This is a genomic window from Streptomyces sp. NPDC059524, from assembly GCF_042749255.1.
Classification (GTDB): domain Bacteria; phylum Actinomycetota; class Actinomycetes; order Streptomycetales; family Streptomycetaceae; genus Streptomyces; species Streptomyces xanthii.
The window spans coordinates 1-20,616 of sequence record NZ_JBHYTK010000093.1 but is presented as its reverse complement, the minus strand read 5'-3'; the positions used below and the strand labels follow the sequence as shown (position 1 = coordinate 20,616).

The 20,616-nt window shown below is 71.7% G+C and carries 18 protein-coding genes and 1 tRNA gene; 4 read left to right on the top strand and 15 right to left on the bottom strand.

Features of this window, described 5'->3' with window-relative positions:
- Positions 1 to 79 precede the first annotated feature (79 nt).
- The 14 genes from glyA to ACFW9D_RS24145 all read right to left on the bottom strand — a co-directional run bounded on the left by glyA (position 80) and on the right by ACFW9D_RS24145 (position 15,961).
- Complete coding sequence (gene glyA, locus ACFW9D_RS24210) at positions 80 to 1,378, bottom strand: serine hydroxymethyltransferase (protein WP_384624673.1); 1,299 nt, start codon at positions 1,376 to 1,378, stop codon at positions 80 to 82.
- Positions 1,379 to 1,519: 141 nt separating this feature from the next.
- Entirely contained in the window at positions 1,520 to 2,191 is a 672-nt protein-coding gene (locus ACFW9D_RS24205) for a protein-tyrosine-phosphatase (protein WP_188336858.1), read from the bottom strand.
- Positions 2,188 to 2,835, bottom strand: coding sequence for an L-threonylcarbamoyladenylate synthase (locus ACFW9D_RS24200; protein ID WP_188336859.1), 648 nt, complete (start codon positions 2,833 to 2,835; stop codon positions 2,188 to 2,190). The genes ACFW9D_RS24205 and ACFW9D_RS24200 overlap by 4 nt, the downstream gene beginning before the upstream one ends.
- 47 nt (positions 2,836 to 2,882) lie before the next feature.
- Positions 2,883 to 3,722 (bottom strand): peptide chain release factor N(5)-glutamine methyltransferase, encoded by an 840-nt coding sequence (gene prmC / locus ACFW9D_RS24195; protein ID WP_188336860.1) that lies wholly within the window; start codon positions 3,720 to 3,722, stop codon positions 2,883 to 2,885.
- A 79-nt stretch (positions 3,723 to 3,801) separates the two neighbouring features.
- Complete coding sequence (gene prfA / locus ACFW9D_RS24190; RefSeq protein WP_188336861.1) at positions 3,802 to 4,878, bottom strand: peptide chain release factor 1; 1,077 nt, start codon at positions 4,876 to 4,878, stop codon at positions 3,802 to 3,804.
- A 104-nt stretch (positions 4,879 to 4,982) separates the two neighbouring features.
- Positions 4,983 to 5,204: a 50S ribosomal protein L31 gene (gene rpmE, locus ACFW9D_RS24185; RefSeq protein WP_188336862.1), complete on the bottom strand. Its 222-nt coding sequence runs from the start codon at positions 5,202 to 5,204 to the stop codon at positions 4,983 to 4,985.
- Between the two features lie 168 nt (positions 5,205 to 5,372).
- The gene (locus tag ACFW9D_RS24180; RefSeq protein WP_188336863.1) at positions 5,373 to 6,473 is read right to left on the bottom strand and encodes an LCP family protein; all 1,101 of its coding nucleotides are present in this window, start codon (positions 6,471 to 6,473) and stop codon (positions 5,373 to 5,375) included.
- 303 nt (positions 6,474 to 6,776) lie between these two features.
- Positions 6,777 to 8,765: a transcription termination factor Rho gene (rho, locus tag ACFW9D_RS24175; RefSeq protein ID WP_384624666.1), complete on the bottom strand. Its 1,989-nt coding sequence runs from the start codon at positions 8,763 to 8,765 to the stop codon at positions 6,777 to 6,779.
- A gap of 404 nt (positions 8,766 to 9,169) precedes the next feature.
- Entirely contained in the window at positions 9,170 to 10,096 is a 927-nt protein-coding gene (thrB, locus tag ACFW9D_RS24170; protein WP_384624663.1) for a homoserine kinase, read from the bottom strand.
- A gap of 287 nt (positions 10,097 to 10,383) precedes the next feature.
- Complete coding sequence (thrC, locus tag ACFW9D_RS24165) at positions 10,384 to 11,442, bottom strand: threonine synthase (protein WP_188341308.1); 1,059 nt, start codon at positions 11,440 to 11,442, stop codon at positions 10,384 to 10,386.
- Positions 11,443 to 11,456: 14 nt separating this feature from the next.
- Positions 11,457 to 12,749 carry a homoserine dehydrogenase gene (locus ACFW9D_RS24160; RefSeq protein WP_188336866.1) on the bottom strand — a complete coding sequence of 431 codons (1,293 nt, stop codon included), beginning with the start codon at positions 12,747 to 12,749 and terminating at the stop codon, positions 11,457 to 11,459.
- A 103-nt stretch (positions 12,750 to 12,852) separates the two neighbouring features.
- Positions 12,853 to 14,244, bottom strand: coding sequence for a diaminopimelate decarboxylase (lysA, locus tag ACFW9D_RS24155; RefSeq protein ID WP_188336867.1), 1,392 nt, complete (start codon positions 14,242 to 14,244; stop codon positions 12,853 to 12,855).
- A gap of 25 nt (positions 14,245 to 14,269) precedes the next feature.
- Positions 14,270 to 15,277 (bottom strand): ArgS-related anticodon-binding protein NrtL, encoded by a 1,008-nt coding sequence (gene nrtL, locus ACFW9D_RS24150; RefSeq protein ID WP_384624658.1) that lies wholly within the window; start codon positions 15,275 to 15,277, stop codon positions 14,270 to 14,272.
- A gap of 141 nt (positions 15,278 to 15,418) precedes the next feature.
- Entirely contained in the window at positions 15,419 to 15,961 is a 543-nt protein-coding gene (locus ACFW9D_RS24145; protein WP_188336869.1) for a response regulator, read from the bottom strand.
- Between the two features lie 57 nt (positions 15,962 to 16,018).
- On the opposite strand from ACFW9D_RS24145, the gene ACFW9D_RS24140 reads away from it, so the two are divergent.
- Both ACFW9D_RS24140 and ACFW9D_RS24135 read left to right on the top strand, forming a co-directional pair.
- Positions 16,019 to 16,090 (top strand) — tRNA-Arg (locus ACFW9D_RS24140).
- 320 nt (positions 16,091 to 16,410) lie between these two features.
- Entirely contained in the window at positions 16,411 to 17,547 is a 1,137-nt protein-coding gene (locus ACFW9D_RS24135; RefSeq protein ID WP_384624655.1) for an acyltransferase family protein, read from the top strand.
- Between the two features lie 21 nt (positions 17,548 to 17,568).
- Here ACFW9D_RS24135 and ACFW9D_RS24130 read toward each other — a convergent pair whose 3' ends face one another.
- Entirely contained in the window at positions 17,569 to 18,633 is a 1,065-nt protein-coding gene (locus ACFW9D_RS24130; protein ID WP_384624652.1) for a Ku protein, read from the bottom strand.
- Positions 18,634 to 18,714: 81 nt separating this feature from the next.
- Between ACFW9D_RS24130 and ligD the strand changes: the two genes are divergently transcribed.
- Together ligD and ACFW9D_RS24120 are read left to right on the top strand one after the other, a co-directional pair.
- Entirely contained in the window at positions 18,715 to 19,596 is an 882-nt protein-coding gene (ligD, locus tag ACFW9D_RS24125) for a non-homologous end-joining DNA ligase (protein WP_188336872.1), read from the top strand.
- On the top strand, positions 19,593 to 20,483 hold the full coding sequence (locus tag ACFW9D_RS24120) for an ATP-dependent DNA ligase (RefSeq protein ID WP_384624648.1): 891 nt from the start codon (positions 19,593 to 19,595) through the stop codon (positions 20,481 to 20,483). Before ligD ends, ACFW9D_RS24120 begins: the two co-directional genes overlap by 4 nt.
- The last annotated feature ends 133 nt before the right edge of the window (positions 20,484 to 20,616 follow it).

Genomic DNA, 20,616 nt, shown 5'->3' with positions numbered 1-20,616 from the left:
TTCGCGTGGTTGGGAGTGAGGACTTCCGGGTAGCGACGATGGTTGCACGAGTGACGGCCCTGTGACGCCACCGTGGCCCTCAGGCACCCGCCTCCGGGTGTCCCGCGGGGACGCCTACCCCGTCTCGCGCCGGGTACGACGCCGGATACGGGGGAAAGGATCCGGCCAGGTCACGGACCTCCTCGCGGGCCACGCGCAGGTCGAGATCGTCCCGTACGACCCCGGCGAAGAGCACCGCGATCCGGGCCATCTCCGCCTCGCCCATGCCCTGCGTGGTGACGGCGGCGGTGCCCAGGCGCAGGCCACGCCCGTCGCCGTAGGGCAGCGCGCAGGTGTCGAGGACCATACCGGCGGAGGCGAGCCGGCCGCGGGCGACCGCTCCGGGGACGTCGAGCGGGGACGGGTCGACGGTGACCAGATGTGTGTCGGTGCCGCCGGTGGTGACGGCGAAGCCCTCCGCCCCCAGCGCGCCCGCGAGCACCCGCGCGTTGGCCACCACCTGATGCGCGTACCCGCTGAACGCCGGGGTCGACGCCTCCCCGAACGCGACGGCCTTGGCCGCGATCGTGTGCATCTGCGCGCCGCCCTGGGTGAACGGGAACACCGCGCGGTCCACCCGGTCCGCGAGCTCCGCGTCGCACAGCAGCATCCCGCCGCGCGGCCCGCGCAGCACCTTGTGCGTGGTGGCGCAGACGATGTCCGCGTACGGGACCGGGTTGGGCGCCGCTCCCCCGGCGACGAGCCCGATGGGGTGCGCGGCGTCCGCGATGAGGTGGGCGCCCACGTCGTCGGCGATGGCGCGGAAGGCCGCGTAGTCGATGTGCCGGGGGTACGAGATCGAGCCACAGACGATCGCCTTGGGGCGGTGGGCGCGGGCGATGGCGTGCACCCGGTCGTAGTCGATCAGGCCGCTCTCCGGGTCGACCCCATAGGGCACGAAGTCGAACCAGCGGCCCGAGAAGTTCGCCGGGGAGCCGTGGGTGAGGTGGCCGCCGGACTGGAGCCCCATCGCGAGGACGGTGTCGCCGGGGCGCAGCAGGACGGCGTACGCGGCGAGGACGGCGGAGGAGCCGCTGTGCGCCTGGACGTTGACGTGCTCGGCGCCGAACAGGGCCTTGGCACGCTCCACGGCGATCCGCTCGGCCATGTCGACGAGCTCGCACCCGCCGTGATGGCGGGCGCCGGGATACCCCTCCGCGTACTTGTTGGCGAGCGGCGAGCCGAGGGCTTCCAGGACCGCGGGCGAGGTGAAGTTCTCGGCGGCGATCAGCTGGAGCGAGTTCGCTTGGCGCTCGGCCTCGGCGAGGATGACCTCGGCCATTTCAGGGTCCTGGCGCAGCAGTTCCGCCAGGGGGGCTGGGTCTGTGATCACCGGCATCATCGGCTCCGGGCCTCGCGAGGGGAGGGGGTGCCTACCAATGTAGGGCCGAGTGCCTCTCGGCGCCTGGGCTCACCGCCACGGGGCTCCGCCCCGGACCCCGCTCCTCAATCGCCGGAGGGGCTTGATTTGCTGACCGGCCTACCTGGTGACGCCGGTGAGCGCGCTGACGACCGGGTCGAGCGCCTCGCTGATCTCCGAGCCGACCGAGCGGAAGAACGGCAGGGGTGCCCCGTACGGGTCGTACACCTCGTCCGCCTCGACGCTCGGCGCGAGAAGCCACCCGCGTAGAGCCGCCGCGGCACGCACCAGGGCCCGTGCGCGCTCCACCACGCCGCCCGCAGGGAGGTCCCGGGGGTCGGGGAGGGTCGCCGGGTCTATGGCCTGCACGAGGCGCGTGAACTCCTTCAGGGTGAAGGTGCGCAGGCCCGCGCTGTGCCCCATGGAGATGACCTGGGCGCGGTGGTCCCGGGTCGCGGTGAGCACGAGGTCGGCGCGGATGACGTGGTCGTCGAGGAGCTCGCGGCCGACGAAGCCGGAGGGGTCGGCGCCGAAGTCGGTGAGGACGGTCTCGGCGTTGGCCTCCATGGGCGCGCCCTCGTGTCCCCAGGTGCCCGCGCTCTCCACGACCAGTCCGCCGGCCAGCGGGTCGCCGAGCCGGTCCGCGAGGGCGTGCCGGGTCAGCCGCTCGGTGATCGGCGAGCGGCACACGTTGCCGGTGCTGACGTGGAGGATGCGGAAGGAGTCGCCGGGGAGCACGACCGACTCCCCGTAGCCGGTGCCTATGCCACGCCCCGTCTCAGGGGCTGTCAATTCGCCACCTCGAGATCGGGTACCACCTTGCGCAACTCGTCGGCGGTCAGCGCGCCCTCGCGCAGCAGGACCGGCACCTTGCCGGTCACGTCGACGATGGAGGAAGGGACGATGCCCGGGGTGGGGCCGCCGTCGAGGTACACGGAGACGGAGTCGCCGAGCATCTCCTGGGCGGCGTCGCAGTTCTCGGGGGCCGGGTGGCCCGTCAGGTTCGCGGAGGAGACGGCCATGGGGCCGACCTCGGTGAGCAGCTCGATGGCGACCGGGTGCAGCGGCATGCGCACGGCGACGGTGCCCCGCGTCTCCCCCAGGTCCCACTGCAGGGACGGCTGGTGCTTGGCGACGAGGGTGAGGGCGCCGGGCCAGAACGCGTCGACGAGCTCCCAGGCCATCTCGGAGAAGTCCGTGACGATGCCGTGCAGGGTGTTCGGGGAGCCGATCAGGACCGGGGTGGGCATGGTGCGGCCGCGCCCCTTGGCCTCCAGCAGGTCACCGACCGCCTCGGGGGTGAACGCGTCGGCCCCGATGCCGTAGACGGTGTCGGTGGGCAGCACGACCAGCTCGCCGCGGCGGACGGCGGACGCGGCCTCCCGCAGACCGGTGGCGCGGTCCGTCGCGTCATTGGTGTCGTAACGCCGTGCCATCTAGCGGGCCTCCTGCTCAAGTGCCTGTACGGAAATGGGGTCGGTGCTCACGGCATCGCCTTGCGGGCGGTCGCGAAGCGGGGCCGGTTGTTGAGGTCCGGGTGGTCGGCGGCGTCGGCCCAGCCGCGCTCCTCGGTGAAGATCCACGGGACCTGGCCGCCCTGGGTGTCGGCGTGCTCGATGACGACGACGCCGCCGGGGCGCAGCAGCCGGTGGGCGGTGCGCTCGATGCCGCGGATCAGGTCGAGCCCGTCCTCGCCGGAGAACAGCGCCATGTCGGGGTCGTGGTCGCGGGCCTCCGGGGCCACGTACTCCCACTCGGTGAGCGGGATGTACGGCGGGTTGGAGATCACCAGGTCGACCTGGCCGTCGAGGTCGGGGAAGGCGTCCAGGGCGTCGCCCTGGCGCAGGTCGACCCGGGAGCCCTCGACGTTCCTGCGGGTCCACTTGAGGGCGTCCTCGGACAGCTCCACGGCGTGGACGCGCGAGCGCGGCACCTCCTGGGCGAGGGCGAGCGCGATGGCGCCGGACCCGGTGCACAGGTCGACGATGAGCGGCTCGACGACGTCCATGGCGCGTACGGCGTCTATGGCCCAGCCGACGACCGACTCGGTCTCGGGGCGGGGCACGAAGACGCCGGGTCCGACCTGCAGCTCCAGGTAGCGGAAGTAGGCGAGCCCGGTGATGTGCTGGAGCGGCTCGCGCGCCTCGCGGCGTGCGGTGACCTCCCAGTACCGGGCGTCGAAGTCCGCGTCCTTGACGGTGTGCAGCTCGCCCCGCTTGACGCCGTGCACGAAGGCCGCGAGCTCCTCCGCGTCGTTGCGCGGCGAGGGCACGCCGGCGTCGGCCAGCCGCTGGGTGGCCTGGGCCACTTCCGCGAGCAGCACGCTGCGGGGGTTTGGGGGTCGCTCCCCAAATGGGTGCGGCACGCTGGTCCTCCGGGCTGAGCTGTGGGCGTACGGGTGGTTACGCGGCGGCGAGCTTCGCGGCCGAGTCCGCGTCGACGCACGCCTGGATCACGGCGTCGAGCTCACCGTCGAGCACCTGGTCCAAGTTGTACGCCTTGAATCCGACGCGGTGGTCCGAGATGCGGTTCTCCGGGAAGTTGTACGTACGGATCTTCTCGGAGCGGTCGACCGTTCGAACCTGGCTGCGGCGCTGGTCCGCGGCCTCGGCCTCGGCCTTCTCCTGGGCCGCGGCGAGGAGCCTGGAGCGCAGGATACGCATCGCCTGCTCCTTGTTCTGCAGCTGGCTCTTCTCGTTCTGGCAGGAGGCCACGACGCCGGTGGGCAGGTGCGTGATGCGGACGGCGGAGTCCGTCGTGTTGACGGACTGGCCGCCGGGGCCGGAGGAGCGGTAGACGTCGATGCGCAGGTCGTTCATGTTGATCTCGACGTCGACCTCCTCGGCCTCGGGCGTGACGAGGACGCCGGCGGCGGAGGTGTGGATGCGGCCCTGCGACTCGGTCGCGGGCACGCGCTGGACGCGGTGGACGCCGCCCTCGTACTTGAGGCGGGCCCAGACGCCCTGGCCGGGCTCGGTCGCCCCGTTGCCGCCCTTGGTCTTCACGGCGACCTGGACGTCCTTGTAGCCGCCCAGCTCGGACTCGGTGGAGTCGATGATCTCGGTCTTCCAGCCGACGCGCTCCGCGTAGCGCAGGTACATGCGCAGGAGGTCCCCGGCGAACAGGGCGGACTCGTCGCCGCCGGCGCCGGCCTTGATCTCGAGGATCACGTCCTTGTCGTCGGACGGGTCGCGGGGCACCAGGAGGAGCCGCAGCTTCTCCGTGAGCTCCTCGCGCGACTTCTCGAGCTCCTTGACCTCGGCCGCGAAGTCCGGGTCGTCGGCGGCCAGTTCACGGGCCGTCTCGATGTCGTCGCCGGTCTGCTTCCAGGAGCGGTAGGTCGCGACGATCGGGGTGAGCTCGGCGTAGCGCTTGTTGAGCTTGCGCGCGTTGGCCTGGTCGGCGTGCACCGACGGGTCCGCGAGCTTCTTCTCCAGATCGGCGTGCTCACCGATCAGGTCCTCGACGGCCTCGAACATCTCCGGCTCCTGCTTGTACGGGGGTCAAAAAAGGGGCTGCACCGCAAAGCGCCGGTCCCGGTGCCCCCACGACAGGGGCACCGGAGACCGGCGCTCGAGCCTCGCTACTTCTTGGCAGCGGCAGCCTTGCCGAAGCGGGCCTCGAAGCGGGCCACACGGCCACCGGTGTCGAGGATCTTCTGCTTGCCCGTGTAGAACGGGTGGCACTCGGAGCAGACCTCGGCACGGACGGTGCCGGACTGGATGGTGCTACGGGTGGTGAACGACGCGCCACAGGTGCAGCTGACCTGCGTCTCGACGTACTCGGGGTGGATGTCGCGCTTCAAGGTGTCTCCTAGGTTCGGGAGGGCGCCGGGTCGCTGACGCGGGATGCGGGAGCGTGAACCGGGGCCGACGTACCAGTCTGCCAGGACTGGCCGCATCCCCCAAAACCGGGGTGAGGCCGCAACTATTCCCGCACCCTCCCCGTGGGCCCCTCGGGGCCGCACCTACGGCTACTTCACGACGCCGTCGGCGGTGCCGGTCGCGGTGTCCTCCGTCGCGCTCGCCGGCACCGGGCGGTCGGCCTTGAGGGCCTTCCAGACCAGGTCGGACTTGTCCTTGTCGACCAGGACGCGGTTGGCGTCGGCGGGGTCGTACTGCACCGGCATGGTCACCATGTGCATCGCGTTCGACCCGAGGCCCTTGAGCCCGTTCGCGAACGCGGTGAGCTCGGGCACGGAGCCGAGGTCCGAGTCGGTGGTCACCGTCTTGGTGGCGGTGTCGGCGAGGTCGTAGAGCTTCTTCGGGTTCGTGAAGACGCCGACCTGCTTGACCTGATCCATCAGGGCCTTCATGAACGCCTGCTGGAGCTGGATGCGGCCGAGGTCGCTGCCGTCACCGACGCCGTGCCGGGTGCGGACCAGGCCGAGGGACTGCTGCCCGGTCAGCCGGTGGGTGCCCGCGCCGAGCTTCAGGTGGCTGTCGGGGTCGTCGATGGGCTTGCTGGTGGTGACCTCGACGCCGCCGAGGTCGTCGATGAGCCGCTGGAAGCCGCTGAAGTCGACCTCGATGTAGTGGTCCATGCGGATGCCGCTGATCGACTCCACGGTCTTCACCGCGCAGGCGGCGCCGCCCGTGGAGTAGGCGGAGTTGAACATGACCTGGGAGGCGGCCGGGTGCGCGGCGCCGTCGGCGTCCGTGCACTCCGGCCGGTCTATCAGGGTGTCGCGGGGTATGGAGACGACGCTGGCCTTCTTGTGCCCCTTGTAGAGGTGGACGACCATCGCGGTGTCCGAGCGGGCCGAGCCGTCGTCGGTGCCGCCGCCGGCCTTCTTGTTGGCACCCGCCCGGCTGTCGGAGCCGAGGACGAGGATGTCCTGCGAGCCGTTGTCGACGTCGTCGGGGCGGTCGGTGCCGAGCGCCGCGTTGATGTCGACGCTCTTCAGGTTGCCGTTGAGCTTGAAGTAGACGTAGCCGAGACCGGTGCCACCGAGGACGACGACTCCCGCGGCGCTCCACGCCACGACGCGCAGGGCCTTGCCCCGCGTGCTGCGCGGCTTGCGGCGGCGCCCCTTGGCGCGATGGCGCCCGGGCTTGCTGTCGATCTCCGGCATATCTCCTCGCTGGGCTCAGTCTGTTCACTCGTTGTGACGGCGGACCGCCCTGAAGGGTTGCACAGCGATCTGTGGCCGACTTGTGCGCATCTGCGTACGGAACGTAAAGGGCACCTCGGGTCGACCCACTCTGACCTGCGCTTTTACGGCGGAGTGGCTGATGCTTCACAGAGGGCGCGCATCCTTACACATGTGGTGAAGGTCTCCGGAGAGGCCTGTTGAGGGGCGCGCGGCCGGGCAGCGGAAAGGGCTGAGCCCCGCCGCGCGATCGCGGCGGGGCTCAGCCCTGTGTGCGGTTCCGGGTCAGTCGTTGCCGTTGCCCGGGGCCGGCGTCGTCTTCTGGATCTGCAGCAGGAACTCCGCGTTGGACTTCGTCTGCTTCATCTTGTCCAGGAGGAGCTCGATCGCCTGCTGCGAGTCGAGCGCGTGCAGCACCCGGCGCAGCTTCCAGACGACGGCGAGCTCGTCGCTGCCCAGCAGGATCTCTTCCTTACGGGTACCGGACGCGTCGACGTCCACCGCGGGGAAGATGCGCTTGTCGGCGAGCTTGCGGTCGAGCTTGAGCTCCATGTTGCCGGTGCCCTTGAACTCCTCGAAGATCACCTCGTCCATGCGGGACCCGGTGTCCACCAGCGCGGTGGCGAGGATGGTCAGCGAGCCGCCGTCCTCGATGTTGCGGGCCGCACCGAAGAAGCGCTTCGGCGGGTACAGGGCGGTCGAGTCGACACCACCGGACAGGATGCGTCCGGAGGCCGGGGCGGCGAGGTTGTACGCACGGCCCAGACGCGTGATCGAGTCGAGCAGCACGACGACGTCGTGACCCAGCTCCACCAGACGCTTGGCGCGCTCGATGGCGAGCTCGGCGACCGTGGTGTGGTCCTCGGCCGGACGGTCGAAGGTCGAGGAGATGACCTCGCCCTTGACCGACCGCTGCATGTCGGTGACCTCTTCCGGACGCTCGTCGACCAGGACGACCATCAGGTGGCACTCGGGGTTGTTGTGCGTGATCGCGTTGGCGACGGCCTGCATGATCATGGTCTTGCCGGTCTTCGGCGGGGCCACGATCAGACCGCGCTGGCCCTTGCCGATCGGCGACACGAGGTCGATGATCCGCGTGGTCAGCACGCCCGGGTCGGTCTCCAGGCGGAGCCGGTCCTGCGGGTAGAGGGGCGTCAGCTTGTTGAACTCCGGTCGCCCGCGGCCGGATTCGGGCGCCATGCCGTTGACGGAGTCGAGGCGGACCAGCGCGTTGAACTTCTCGCGGCGCTCGCCCTCCTTCGGCTGGCGCACGGCGCCGGTGACGTGGTCACCCTTGCGCAGACCGTTCTTGCGGACCTGGGCGAGGGAGACGTACACGTCGTTGGGACCGGGCAGGTAGCCGGAGGTCCGGATGAACGCGTAGTTGTCGAGGATGTCGAGGATGCCCGCGACGGGGATCAGCACGTCGTCGTCGGACACCTGCGGCTCGGCGCCGAACTCGTCGCGGCCGCGACGGCCACGGCGGTCGCGGTAACGGCCGCGGCGGCCACGCCGGCCACCCTCGAAGTCGTCGTCGTCCTGCGGGCCGTTGTCGCGGCCACCACGGCCGCCGCCCTGCTGCTGCTGACGACCGCCCTGGTCCTTGTTGCCCTGGTCGTCGCCCTTGCCGCCACGGCGGTCGCGGTCACGGCCGCCCCGCTCGCCCCGGTCCCGGCGGTCGCGGCGCTCGCGACGGCCCTCACCCGCGGCGTTGTCCTGGCCGGCGTCGCCCTTGGACTCGGTCTTGGTGTCGCCCTCGGCGGCGGCCTCGGGGCTGCCCGCCTCGGCGGTGGCGCGGCGGCGCCCGCGGCGCTCACCGGCCGGCTGCTCGTCGCCCGCACCCTGGCCCGGGATGTCGATCTGCTGCTGGGCGGCGGCCTTCTTGGCCTTGCTGTCGCCGGCCTCGGCCTTCTCCGCCTTGGCGTCGGCCTTCGCGGAACCGGTGTCGGCCGCGGCGTCGTCGCCGGTACGGGCCTTGGAGGTGGCGCGGCGCTTCGGCTTCGTCTCGGTGGCGTCGGCGCTCTTCGCGGGGGCGGAGCCTCCCGCCTGCGCCTCCTTGATGACCTCGATCAACTGGCTCTTGCGCATCCGCGCGGTGCCCCTGATGCCGAGGCCCGAGGCGACCTGCTGCAGCTCGGCCAGCACCATGCCCTCGAGGCCGGTGCCGCGGCGCCGCCGGGAGGCGGGCGCGGCAGAGGCGTCCGCAGAGGACGCGGCGGGCGCGGCAGCGGAGCTGTCGGCAGTCACGCCCATCAGATCGGTGGTGTCGCTCACGAAGGGTCCTTCCCTGGAGCGGACGTCGGCCTGTCTGGCTCGGCGACCGGTTGTGCTGTCCGGCGGTGGTCCTGCCTGTACGGACCGTGCCGGGGCGGTTGTCCGCCTGAATGGCGGAAGAATTCATTGGTGACAGCGATTCCGGATTCCGCGGGTGCACTGAATTTCTGTGTCACGCGGCTCGGTCACGCCGGTTCCGGAGCATGCTCTACAGCCGTCAGTGCCACGTCCCGACGTACGAGGACACTGCACGGAACTGCTGGAAAGGCTCCCGGAAGAATGGTCGTCCCTGACAGGGACACACAGCACCTCGCCATGGTGGGGTCGGGTGCAGACTTGAGGTTAACACTACCGGATCCAACAAATATTCCCCCTCTCTCCATCCGGCAACCAAAAGCGTGCGTTCAGTCGGGGTTCGAGCCGAGCGGCAGCACGCACGCTCCGCCGGAATCCAGGGCCAGCCGGTTGGCGGCCCAGCCGTCACCGGCGAGGCGGGCGACCTTGTCGGCCGTCGCGTCCTCCACCAGGGCGATGACCGTGGGTCCGGCCCCGGAGATCATCGCGGGGACGCCGTCCGCGCGCAGCCGCTCCACGAGGGCCGCGCTCTCCGGCATCGCGGGGGCCCGGTACTCCTGGTGCAGCCGGTCCTCGGTGGCGGGCAGCAGCAGCTCGGGGCGCCGGGTGAGGGCCTCGACGAGCAGGGCCGCACGGCCCGCGTTGGCGGCGGCGTCCACGTGCGGGACGGTGCGCGGGAGGAGACCGCGGGCGGTCTCGGTGAGCAGGGGCTTGCCGGGGACGAAGACCACCGGGACGACGGTCGGCGCGGCGTCGAGCCGCACGGCCCGGCCGGTGCCGGCCTCGGTCCAGGCGATGGTGAATCCGCCGAGCAGGCAGGGCGCCACGTTGTCGGGGTGGCCCTCGATCTCGGTGGCGAGGGCGAGCAGCGAGGCGTCGTCGAGCCGTGTGTCACCGCCTATCGTCACGGCGCGGGCGGCGACCACCGCGGCGACGATGGCCGCGGAGGAGGAGCCGAGGCCGCGGCCGTGCGGGATGCGGTTGGCGCAGACGATCTCGAGGCCGCGCGGCTGTCCGCCGAGGGCGTCGAAGGCGGTGCGCAGGGCCCGTACGAGCAGGTGCGACTCGTCGCGCGGCAGGGTCTCGGAGCCCTCACCCGCGATGTCGATGTTCAGCCCGGAGTCGGCGACCCTGACGACCACGTCGTCGTAGAGCCCCAGCGCGAGGCCGAGGGAGTCGAATCCCGGGCCGAGGTTGGCGCTGGTGGCGGGGACGCGCACCCTGACGGCGGCGGCGCGGAACGCGGGACCGGCCATCGTTAGATGACTCTCCTTGAGCTGCGGGACGTTCGGGAACTACCCGAGACTTCCGATGTCTGGTGAGGGAGTACGTCACAACCCGGGCCGCGTACGAGGCAACGGCGGCAGCACCACGGCACGTGCGGTGGGCGGGTTCTGTACAGCCTATCGAAGGAAGGATCTGTGGCGACATAGGGCGCACAGGAGGCGCACGATGCGTGTCGTAAGCCCCCTGTGCACCCCCTGTGCCGATACGCCCAGTTGACGTGAAGTCAGCTGGGCGTAAAGACGTAGGACCTGCGGTGTCAGACGAGGCCGAGGCGCTCGGCGGCCGTGGCGGCGTCGACCGGGACGGTGACCGGCTGCGGGGCGCCGGCGACGGCCCAGTCCGGGTCCTTCAGGCCGTTGCCCGTGACGGTGCAGACGATCTTCTGGCCGGGGTCGACCAGGCCCTGCTCGGCCGCCTTCAGCAGACCGGCGACGGACGCGGCGGACGCGGGCTCGACGAAGACACCCTCCTGGGACGCCAACAGCTTGTAGGCGCGCAGGATCTCACGGTCCGTCACCTCGTCGATGAGGCCGCCGGACTCGTCGCGCGCGGCGAGCGCGTGCTGCCACGAGGCCGGGTTGCCGATGCGGATCGCGGTGGCGATCGTCGACGGGTCCTTGACGACCTCGCCGCGCACGATCGGCGCGGAGCCGGAGGCCTGGAAGCCCCACATGCGCGGGGTGTGCGTGGACACCGAGTCGGCGGCGTACTCCTTGTAGCCCTTCCAGTACGCCGTGATGTTGCCCGCGTTGCCGACCGGCAGGACGTGGATGTCGGGCGCGTCGCCGAGGGCGTCGACGATCTCGAACGAGGCGGTCTTCTGGCCCTCGATGCGGTACGGGTTGACCGAGTTGACCAGCGCCACCGGGTAGTTCTCGGACAGGGCGCGGGCCAGGTTCAGGCAGTCGTCGAAGTTGCCGTCGACCTGGAGGATCTTCGAGCCGTAGACGAGCGCCTGGCCCATCTTGCCGAGCGCGATCTTGCCCTGCGGGACGAGCACGGCGCAGACCATGCCGGCGCGCACGGCGTAGGCCGCGGCGGACGCCGACGTGTTGCCGGTGGAGGCGCAGATGACGGCCTTCGCGCCCTCCTCCTTGGCCTTGGTGATGGCCATGGTCATGCCGCGGTCCTTGAAGGAGCCGGTCGGGTTGGCGCCCTCGACCTTCAGGTGGACCTCACAGCCCGTGCGCTCGGAGAGCACCTGGGCCGGGACGAGCGGCGTGGCGCCCTCGCGCAGTGTCACGACCGGCGTGGTGTCGGTCACCGGGAGCCGGTCCCGGTACTCCTCGATGATGCCGCGCCACTGGTGGGTCATTCCGGTCATCCCTGCTACTCCCCTTCAACACGCATGATGCTGGCGACACCGCGCACGGTGTCGAGCTGACGCAGCGCGTCCACGGTCCCGGTGAGGGCCGCGTCCGCCGCGCGATGGGTGACGACGACGAGGGAGGCCTCGCCGTCCTTCCCCGACTGGCGCACGGTGTCGATGGAGACGCCGTGCTCGGCGAAGACCGTCGCCACCTGCGCGAGAACGCCGGGCTTGTCGGCCACGTCGAGGCTGATGTGGTACCGCGTGACCACGTCGCCCATGGGCGAGACGGGCAGCTGCGTGTACGCGGAGTCGCCGGGGCCCGTCGCACCGCCCAGGCGGTTGCGGCAGACGGCGACGAGGTCGCCGAGCACGGCCGAGGCGGTCGGCGCGCCGCCGGCTCCGGGGCCGTAGAACATCAGCTGGCCCGCGGCGTCGGACTCGACGAACACGGCGTTGTACGCGCCGCGCACGGAGGCCAGCGGGTGGTCGAGCGGGATCATCGCGGGGTGCACCCGGGCCGTGACGGACTCGCCGTCGGCGGCGCGCTCGCAGATGGCGAGCAGCTTGATGGTGCAGCCCATCTCCTTCGCCGACTTGAAGTCGGCGGCGGTGACCTCGGTCATGCCCTCGCGGTACACGTCGTCGAGGCGTACGCGGGTGTGGAAGGCGATCCCGGCGAGGATGGCGGCCTTGGCGGCGGCGTCGAAGCCCTCGACGTCGGCGGTCGGGTCGGCCTCCGCGTAGCCGAGCGCGGTGGCCTCGTCCAGGGCCTCCTGGTAGCCGGCGCCCGTGGTGTCCATCTTGTCGAGGATGAAGTTCGTGGTGCCGTTGACGATGCCGAGCACGCGGTTGACCTTGTCACCCGCGAGGGACTCGCGCAGCGGGCGGATCAGCGGGATCGCGCCGGCCACGGCGGCTTCGTAGTACAGGTCGCGGCCGTGCTCGACGGCGGCGGCGTGCAGGGCCGCGCCGTCCTGGGCGAGCAGCGCCTTGTTGGCCGAGACGACGGAGGCGCCGTGCTCGAAGGCGGTGGTGATGAGGGTGCGGGCGGGCTCGATCCCTCCGATGACCTCGACGACCACGTCGATGTCGCCGCGTTTGACGAGCGCGGTGGCGTCGGTGGTGACGAGGGCCGGGTCGATGCCCTCACGGACCTTGGAGGGGCGGCGCACGGCGACGCCCGCGAGCTCGACCGGGGCGCCGATCCGGGCTGTGAGGTCGTCGGCGTGCGTCGTCATGATGCGCGCCACCTCTGAGCCGACGACCCCACAGCCCAGCAGCGCCACCTTCAGCGGACGCGTACGCATCATCCGACCTCGTTTCCCTTTACTTCTCTGTACCTACGGTGGGTCCAGTCTCACGCACCGGACCGGGGTTTCTGTCCCCGGTCCGGATGATGAGACAGGTATTTCATTATCCGACGTCGAGACGCAGGAGATCTTCCTCCGTCTCGCGGCGGACGATCACCCGCGCCTCACCGTCCCGGACGGCGACGACGGGCGGGCGGAGCGCGTGGTTGTAGTTGCTGGCCATGGAGCGGCAGTACGCGCCGGTGGCCGGTACGGCGATCAGGTCGCCCGGAGCGACGTCGGCGGGCAGGAACGCGTCCTTCACCACGATGTCACCGCTCTCGCAGTGCTTGCCGACGACACGGACCAGCGCGGGCTCGGCGTCGGAGCGGCGCGAGACGAGCGCGACCGTGTACTCGGCGTCGTACAGCGCGGTGCGGATGTTGTCGGACATGCCGCCGTCCACGGACACGTACGTGCGCAGGCCCTCCAGGGGCTTGACCGTGCCGACCGTGTAGAGCGTGAAGGCGGTGGGGCCGACGATGGCGCGGCCCGGCTCGACGCTGATGCGGGGCGTGCGCAGCGCGGCGGCCTCGCACTCACGGGTCACGATCTCGCCCAGCGCCTTGGCGATCTCGTGCGGCTCGCGGGGGTCGTCGTCGCTGGTGTACGCGATGCCGAGGCCGCCGCCGAGGTCGATCTCGGGGAGCTCGACGCCGTGCTCGTCGCGGATCTCGGCGAGCAGGCCGACGACGCGGCGGGCGGCGACCTCGAAGCCGGCCATGTCGAAGATCTGCGAGCCGATGTGGCTGTGGATGCCGATGAGCTCGATGCCGTCGAGCTTGAGGGCGCGGCGCACGGCCTCGGCGGCCTGGCCGCCGGCCAGCGCGATGCCGAACTTCTGGTCCTCGTGCGCGGTGGCGATGAACTCGTGGGTGTGGGCCTCGACGCCCACCGTCACGCGGATCTGCACGCGCTGCACCCTGCCGAGGCTCTCGGCGATGTGGGCGACGCGCACGATCTCCTGGAAGGAGTCGAGGACGATGCGTCCGACGCCGGCCTCGACGGCGCGGGTGATCTCCGCCTCCGACTTGTTGTTGCCGTGGAAGGCGATGCGGTCGGCGGGCATCCCGGCCGACAGCGCGGTGGTGAGCTCGCCGCCGGAGCAGACGTCCAGGTTGAGCCCCTCCTCGTGCAGCCAGCGCACGACGGCGCGGGAGAGGAAGGCCTTGCCGGCGTAGAAGACGTCGGCGTCGGGGCCGAACGCGTCGCGCCAAGCGGCGCAGCGGGCGCGGAAGTCGGCCTCGTCGAGGAAGTAGGCCGGGGTGCCGAACTCCTCGGCGAGCCGGGCGACTTCGATCCCGCCGACACTGACGCCGCCGTCCTCGGTGCGGCGGACGGTGCGGGCCCAGACCTTGGCGTCCAGCGCGTTCAGGTCGGCGGGCGGGGCGGTGTAGTGACCCTCGGGCAGGACGTCGGCGTGGCGGGGGCCTGCGGGGTGTGCGGAACGGCTCATGGCTGCGGTGCGCTCACTTCTGTTCTTAGAGATGTGCGGGGGCGTCGATGCCGAGCAGGGTCAGGCCGCCGGCCAGCACCGTCCCGGCGGCTTCGGCGAGCGCGAGCCGGGCACGGTGGGCGGCCGAGGGTTTCTCCCCGCCGACCGGCAGCGCGGCGGGGTGCAGGTCGGTCAGGAACGCGTCGGCGACGGCGACGAGGTGCCGGGCGAGCCGGTCGGGGGCGCGGTGCCGGGCGGCGGCGAGCAGGACGCGGGGGTGGTCGGCGAGCAGTCCGGTCAGCGGGTCCTGTCCGGGTACGTCACCGGGCTCGGCGCCGAAGCCCAGGTCCGCGGCGTTCCGCCCGAGGGCGGCGGTGCGGGCGTGGGCGTAGCGGACGCGGAAGAGGGGGTTGGACTCGCGCTGGGCCAGGTGGGCGGCGCGGTCCTCGGGGGTCGTGGTGCGGGGGTGGTCGTGCGCGGCGGGGTGCAGCAGGGCCCAGCGGCCGGCGTCGCTGCCGAGGCCGTGCGGGTCGGCGGGCACGGGGCGCAGGGTGACCTCGTCCGCGCGGGCCGCGTGCTCGACGGTCACCTCGGCGCCCTGGCTGCGGGCGATGCGGGCGACGGCGTCGGCGACGGTCTCGGCGCGCGGCTCGCGCGGGATCCGCAGGACGACCCGCTCCCCGCGCAGCGCGTCGGAGTGCCCGTACGAGGATCCGCGGCGCAGCACCTCCGCGACGAGCGGGGAGCCGCCCGGACGGAGCACGACGTTGAGGAAGCCGGGGCCGGAGACGTCCACGGCCTCGATCCCCGGACTGTCCGCGAGCCGTGCGGAGAGGATCTCGGCGACCTGGCGCGGGGGCCGGCCGGCGGCGGGGGCGAGCTGCAGCGCGACGTTCGTCGCGTAGTCCCCGTGTCCGCCGGGACGCGGTCGCTCGACCACGACGCGCGCCCGCCCGGAGTCCACGCTCTCGACCGCGCCCATGCCGAGCTCACCGTCCTCGACCGCGCGGCGCACGGCGCGCAGGACGGTGTCAGTGAGCTCGATGGGGGTCACGGGGTCAAGCGTAGGCGAGGAGGGGGGTGGGTAGGCGACTCGGTTTAGCGGATGGTCCGCGATGCGGACGCTTCCCTGGACGTCCGCCCCGTCCCGCCGCCGCTCTCGCTCCCCTGCCCTGTCCCCTTCTCCACCGCTTCTCTATCGCCCGGCTCGTTCGGTCTCCTCGGAGCCGCTGACGGGGCGCGTCCGGCGCGGTGCGCGGCCGCGCTCGGCCAACCGCCGGACGACACGCACCAGTTCGGCCGGCTCGAAGGGCTTGGACAGGAAGGCGTCGACGCCGACCTCGAGGCCGCTCTCGACCTCGTGCTGGGTGCAGGCGCTGACCAGGACGATGGGGAGGGCGCTGGTCCGGGCGTCGGCGCGCAGCCGGGACGCGGTGCGCATGCCGTCGAGGCGGGGCATCACCACGTCGAGCGTGATGACGTCGGGCCGCACCTGCTGGACGACCTCCAGGCATTCGGCACCGTCGGCCGCGGTCACGACCTCGAAGCCCTCCAGCTCGAGATTGACCCTGATCAGCTGCCGGATCACCTTGTTGTCATCGACGACAAGGACCCGGCCGGACGCGCCTGGCACCACTCGAGAGTAGGTCGGCCCCACCCGCGGCGTCCGGGTTTTCCCCACTTCCACCCCGTACAGGCGAGCTCGACGGCACGCTCGGGCACCGAAATACCTGTTCATGAGGACCCGGTGGGAGCTGGTAGGGTTCTAACCGTCGCCCCGCACCGCGAGGCGCACGCCCCCGTAGCTCAGGGGATAGAGCAACGGCCTCCGGAGCCGTGTGCGCAGGTTCGAATCCTGCCGGGGGCACCTTGAATTGGGTGTCTGACGAAGACCTCGTTCACAGCGGAAACGCTGCGGACGGGGTCTTTTTTCATGCGGGCGGCACGCGTCGGAGCAGCGGGGCCGGCCGGCGCTCCGGGCCGAACTCGGCGGGCAGAGCGGCCTTTTCGGCGCCGGCGCCCGGGACAGTGAGGCTTGCCACGCGGAGGGGCTCCGGGTTTACGCCGGGTGCTCGGGGTGACTACGGTGCCTTGGATGTCTCGCAGCCACTTGAACCTCGCAAACCTTGGAAGATGCGCGATCGGGCGCTCAGGTTCCATCGATCGGGGTTTCATACAGGAGGGATCGTGAGCGAGCCGGTCGGGGTCGCGGCGGCCAGGAGCCCGCTGCCCGCACAGAGCGTCACGGCGCCGCCCTCGCCTCCCGCGAGGCCCGCGAAGGCTGCCGGCCGGGCCGTGCCCGGCAAGGCGCGGGACGCGTTCTTCGACAACGCCAAGTACCTGGCGATCGTGCTGGTCGCCATGGGGCACGCCTGGGAGCCGCTGCGCGGCGACAGCCGGGCCGCCGCCGCGCTGTACATCATGGTGTACACGTTCCACATGCCGGCGTTCATCGTGATCTCCGGCTACTTCTCGCGCTCGTTCGACGCGAGTCCCGGGCGGCTGAAGCGGCTGGTGACCGGAGTGGTCGTGCCGTACGTCGTCTTCGAGGTGGCGTACACGTTCTTCAAGCGGACGGCCGGGGACGACCCGGAGCAGGCGATCAGTCTGCTCGACCCCTGGTACCTGACCTGGTTCCTGGGCGCGCTGTTCGTGTGGCGGCTGTCCACGCCGCTGTGGAAGGTCATCCGCTGGCCGCTGCCGGTGGCGCTCGGCATCGCCGCGCTGGCGTCCGTCTCCCCCGACATCGGTGACGACCTCGACCTTCAGCGGGTGCTCCAGTTCCTGCCGTTCTTCGTGCTCGGGCTGTGCCTGAAGAAGGAGCACTTCGGTCTGGTGCGGCGCAAGGAGGCGCGGATCGCGGCGGTGCCGGTGTTCGCGGCGGCGCTGCTGTTCGCGTACTGGGCCGCTCCGCGGATGAACGCGGCCTGGTTCTACCGGCGCGACAGTGCGCAGGAGCTGGCGGCGCCCGGGTGGAGCGGGGCCGTGATGACGCTGGCCATGTTCGGCTGCTCGGTGGTCCTGGTGGCCTGCTTCTTCGCGTGGGTGCCGGGGCGCAGGCTCTGGTTCACGGCGCTCGGCGCGGGGACGCTGTACGGGTACCTGCTGCACGGGTTCCTCGCGAAGGGGTCCCGCTGGGGCGACTGGTACGACGTGGCGTGGGTGCACACGCCGTGGGGCGAGATCGTCGTGACGGTGTTCGCGATGGCCGTCATCACCGTGCTGTGCACGACACCGGTGCAGCGCGCGTTCCGGTTCGTGATGGAGCCGAAGATGGAGTGGGCGTTCCGCAGAGAGCCGGCGGGCGCCGCGCCCCGGAAGTGAGCGGCGCCGTCCCGCCGCGCGTCACGCCGAGGCGCGTTTGCGCGGGGCGGCCTTCTTCCCCGTCGTCTTCTTCGTCGTCGCCGTGCTCGTCGACTTCTTGGCGGAGGCGGCCTGCTTCTTCGGGGAGCTCGCCGTCTTCTTCGCCGTCGTGGACTTCTTCGCCCCGGTCGACTTCTTCGCGGGCTCGCTCTTCTTCGCCGTCGCGGTCTTCTTCGCGGTGGTCTGCTTCTTCGGCGTGCGCGAGCGGCTCGCGAGGTGGGTCACCTCGGCCACGTCCGAGGCGCCGGAGGCACCCGAGGCGCCCCGCGCCTCCTTGGCGGCGCGCACACTGCTCTCCAGGGCCGCCATCAGGTCGATGACCTTGCCGCCGCCCTCCGCCGCGGGGGCGGACGGGGCCTCCTCGGCGCCGCCGCCGGAGACCTTCGCCGCGATCATCTCCTCGACCGCCTCGCGGTAGTCGTCGTGCAGGGAGTCGAGGTCGACCTCGCCGAGGGTGTCCATCAGGGCGTCCGCGAGGTCGAGTTCGGCGTCGCGGACCGTGACCTGGGTGTCCGGGGCCACGTCCTCGGGGGCCCGGATCTCGTCCGGCCAGAGCAGTCCGTGCATGGCGATGACGTCGTCGACGACCCGCAGCATGCCGAGCCGCTCGCGGCCGCGCAGGGCGAACTTGGCGATGGCGACCTTCTGGCTGCGCTTCAGGGCCTCGCGGAGCAGGGTGTACGGCTTGGCGGCGGGCACGCCGTTCGCCGAGAGGTAGTACGCCGTGTCCATCTGGAGCGGGTCGATCCGGTCGGCCGGCACGAAGGCGACGATCTCGATCGTGCGGGCGGTGGGGATCGGCAGCTGGGAGAGGTCGTCCTCGGTGATCGGGATGATCGACCCGTCGGCCTCCTCGTACCCCTTGCCGATCTCGGTGCCCGGGACCTCCTTCTCCTCCAGCTCGCACACCTTGCGATAGCGAATGCGGCCGCCGTCCTCCAGATGGATCTGGCGGAAGGAGATGGAGTGGTTCTCGGTGGCGTTAACCAGCTTGATGGGGATGCTGACCAGGCCGAACGAGATGGCGCCGTTCCAGATGGAGCGCACGGTTTACCTCCCGGTTCGCGCCGCCGTTTGCGAGGTTTGCCGGATAGTTGCTGATTGGCCGGATTGCCAGAGTATTACGGTATGGCGCCCATCACAGAAGTGGAGGGGCGGCGGCTGACGCTCAGCAATCTGGACAAGGTCATCTATCCCGCGTCCGGGTTCACCAAGGGCGAGCTGCTGCACTACTACGCGACCACGGCAGGCCCGCTGCTCGCGCACCTGTACAACCGGCCGGTGTCGTTCCTGCGCTATCCGGACGGGCCGGACGGGCAGCGGTTCTTCGCGAAGAACGTGCCGCCGGGGACACCCACCTGGGTGAAGACGGCGCAGGTGCCGCACTCCCAGGGGCCCGCGCGGCAGATCCTCGTCCAGGACCTGGCCTCGCTGATGTGGGCGGCGAACCTGGTCACGGAGTTCCACACGCCGCAGTGGCAGGCGGACGCGCCGGGGCGGGCGGACCGGCTGGTGTTCGACCTCGATCCGGGGGCTCCGGCGGATGTCGTGCAGTGCTGCGAGGTGGCCGTGTGGCTGCGGGAGCGGCTGGCGGCGGACGGGCTGCACGCGTACGCGAAGACCTCCGGTTCGAAGGGGCTGCATCTGCTGACGCCCCTGGAGCCGACGCCGTCCGAACAGGTCAGCGCCTACGCGAAGGCGCTCGCGCAGGAGGCGGAGGCGGACCTTCCGGGGCTCGTGGTGCACCGGATGGCGCGCAAGCTGCGGCCCGGGAAGGTGTTCGTCGACCACAGCCAGAACGCGGCCGCGAAGACGACCGCCACCCCGTACACGCTGCGGGCCCGGCCCGAGCCGACCGTGTCCGCGCCCGTGACCTGGGCGGAGGTCGAGTCCTGCACGGACGCGCGGGAGCTGGTCTTCCTGGCCGACGCCATCGCGCCCCGCCTCGAACGGTACGGGGATCTGCTCGGCCCGCTCATCAACCTCAACCGCGCGGGGCGGATCCCGTGACCGCGCGGGTCGAGGTCGCGCTCGCGCGGTCGGTGGACGCGCTGCCGGCCGGCACCGACTGGGCCTTCGAGCCGAAGTTCGACGGGCACCGGATGGTCGTGATCCGGGAGGACGAGGACGTGGTCCTCCAGGCCCGCTCGGGGCGGCTGGTGGCGCGGGCGTTCCCGGACCTCGTCGCGGCGGCGCTCGCGCTGCCCGCCGGGACCGTGCTCGACGGGGAGGTCGTCGTCTGGCACGACGGGCGCACCGACTTCGCGGCGGTGCAGCGGCGGGCGGCGGCCGCGTCGGGGGCGCGGGCCCGGGCGCTGGCGCGGGAGCTGCCGGCGTCGTACGCGGCGTTCGATCTGCTGGCGGACGGGGGCGGGGACCTGCGGCGGCGGCCGTACGCGGAGCGGCGGGCGCGGCTGGTCGGGATGCTCGGGCCGCTCGGGCCGCCGTTGCAGGCGGTGCCGTCGACGACCGACCGGGAGACGGCGCTGACCTGGTACGAGACGCTGCCCGAGCGCGGGATCGAGGGGCTGGTCGCCAAGCGGGTCGGCGATCCGTACCCGGGTGGGCGGCGGGGGTGGCTGAAGCTGCGGCACAGCGATACGCGGGACGCGGTCGTGGTCGGGTACACGGGGTCCTCGCGCGGACCGCGCGCGCTGGTCGTCGTGCTGCCCGGGGACGGCACGCCGGTGCTGACGACGCCGCTGCCCACGGGGCTTCGGGGGGAGGCGGGGCGGGTGCTGCCCCGGGGGGACGGCGGCGAGGCCGTCGTCACCGCGGTGGGGGTGGGTGAGGTGGCGTACCGGGTCCTGCCGGAGGAAGGGCGGCCGGTGCTGGAGGTTCGGCAGCGGTCCACCCGGCACGGGGCGTTCTCGGCGGAGGCGGTGCGGTTTCGGTGAGCGGGGTGCGGATTCGGTGGGGGGCGGTGCGGTGCGTCGCCGGGTGCCGGTCTCGTCGTGGCAGGTCGCGCAGTTCCCCGCGCCCCTGAAATGCATGGCGCTGCGCGCCGCATTTCCCCGATAGAGGCTGAGC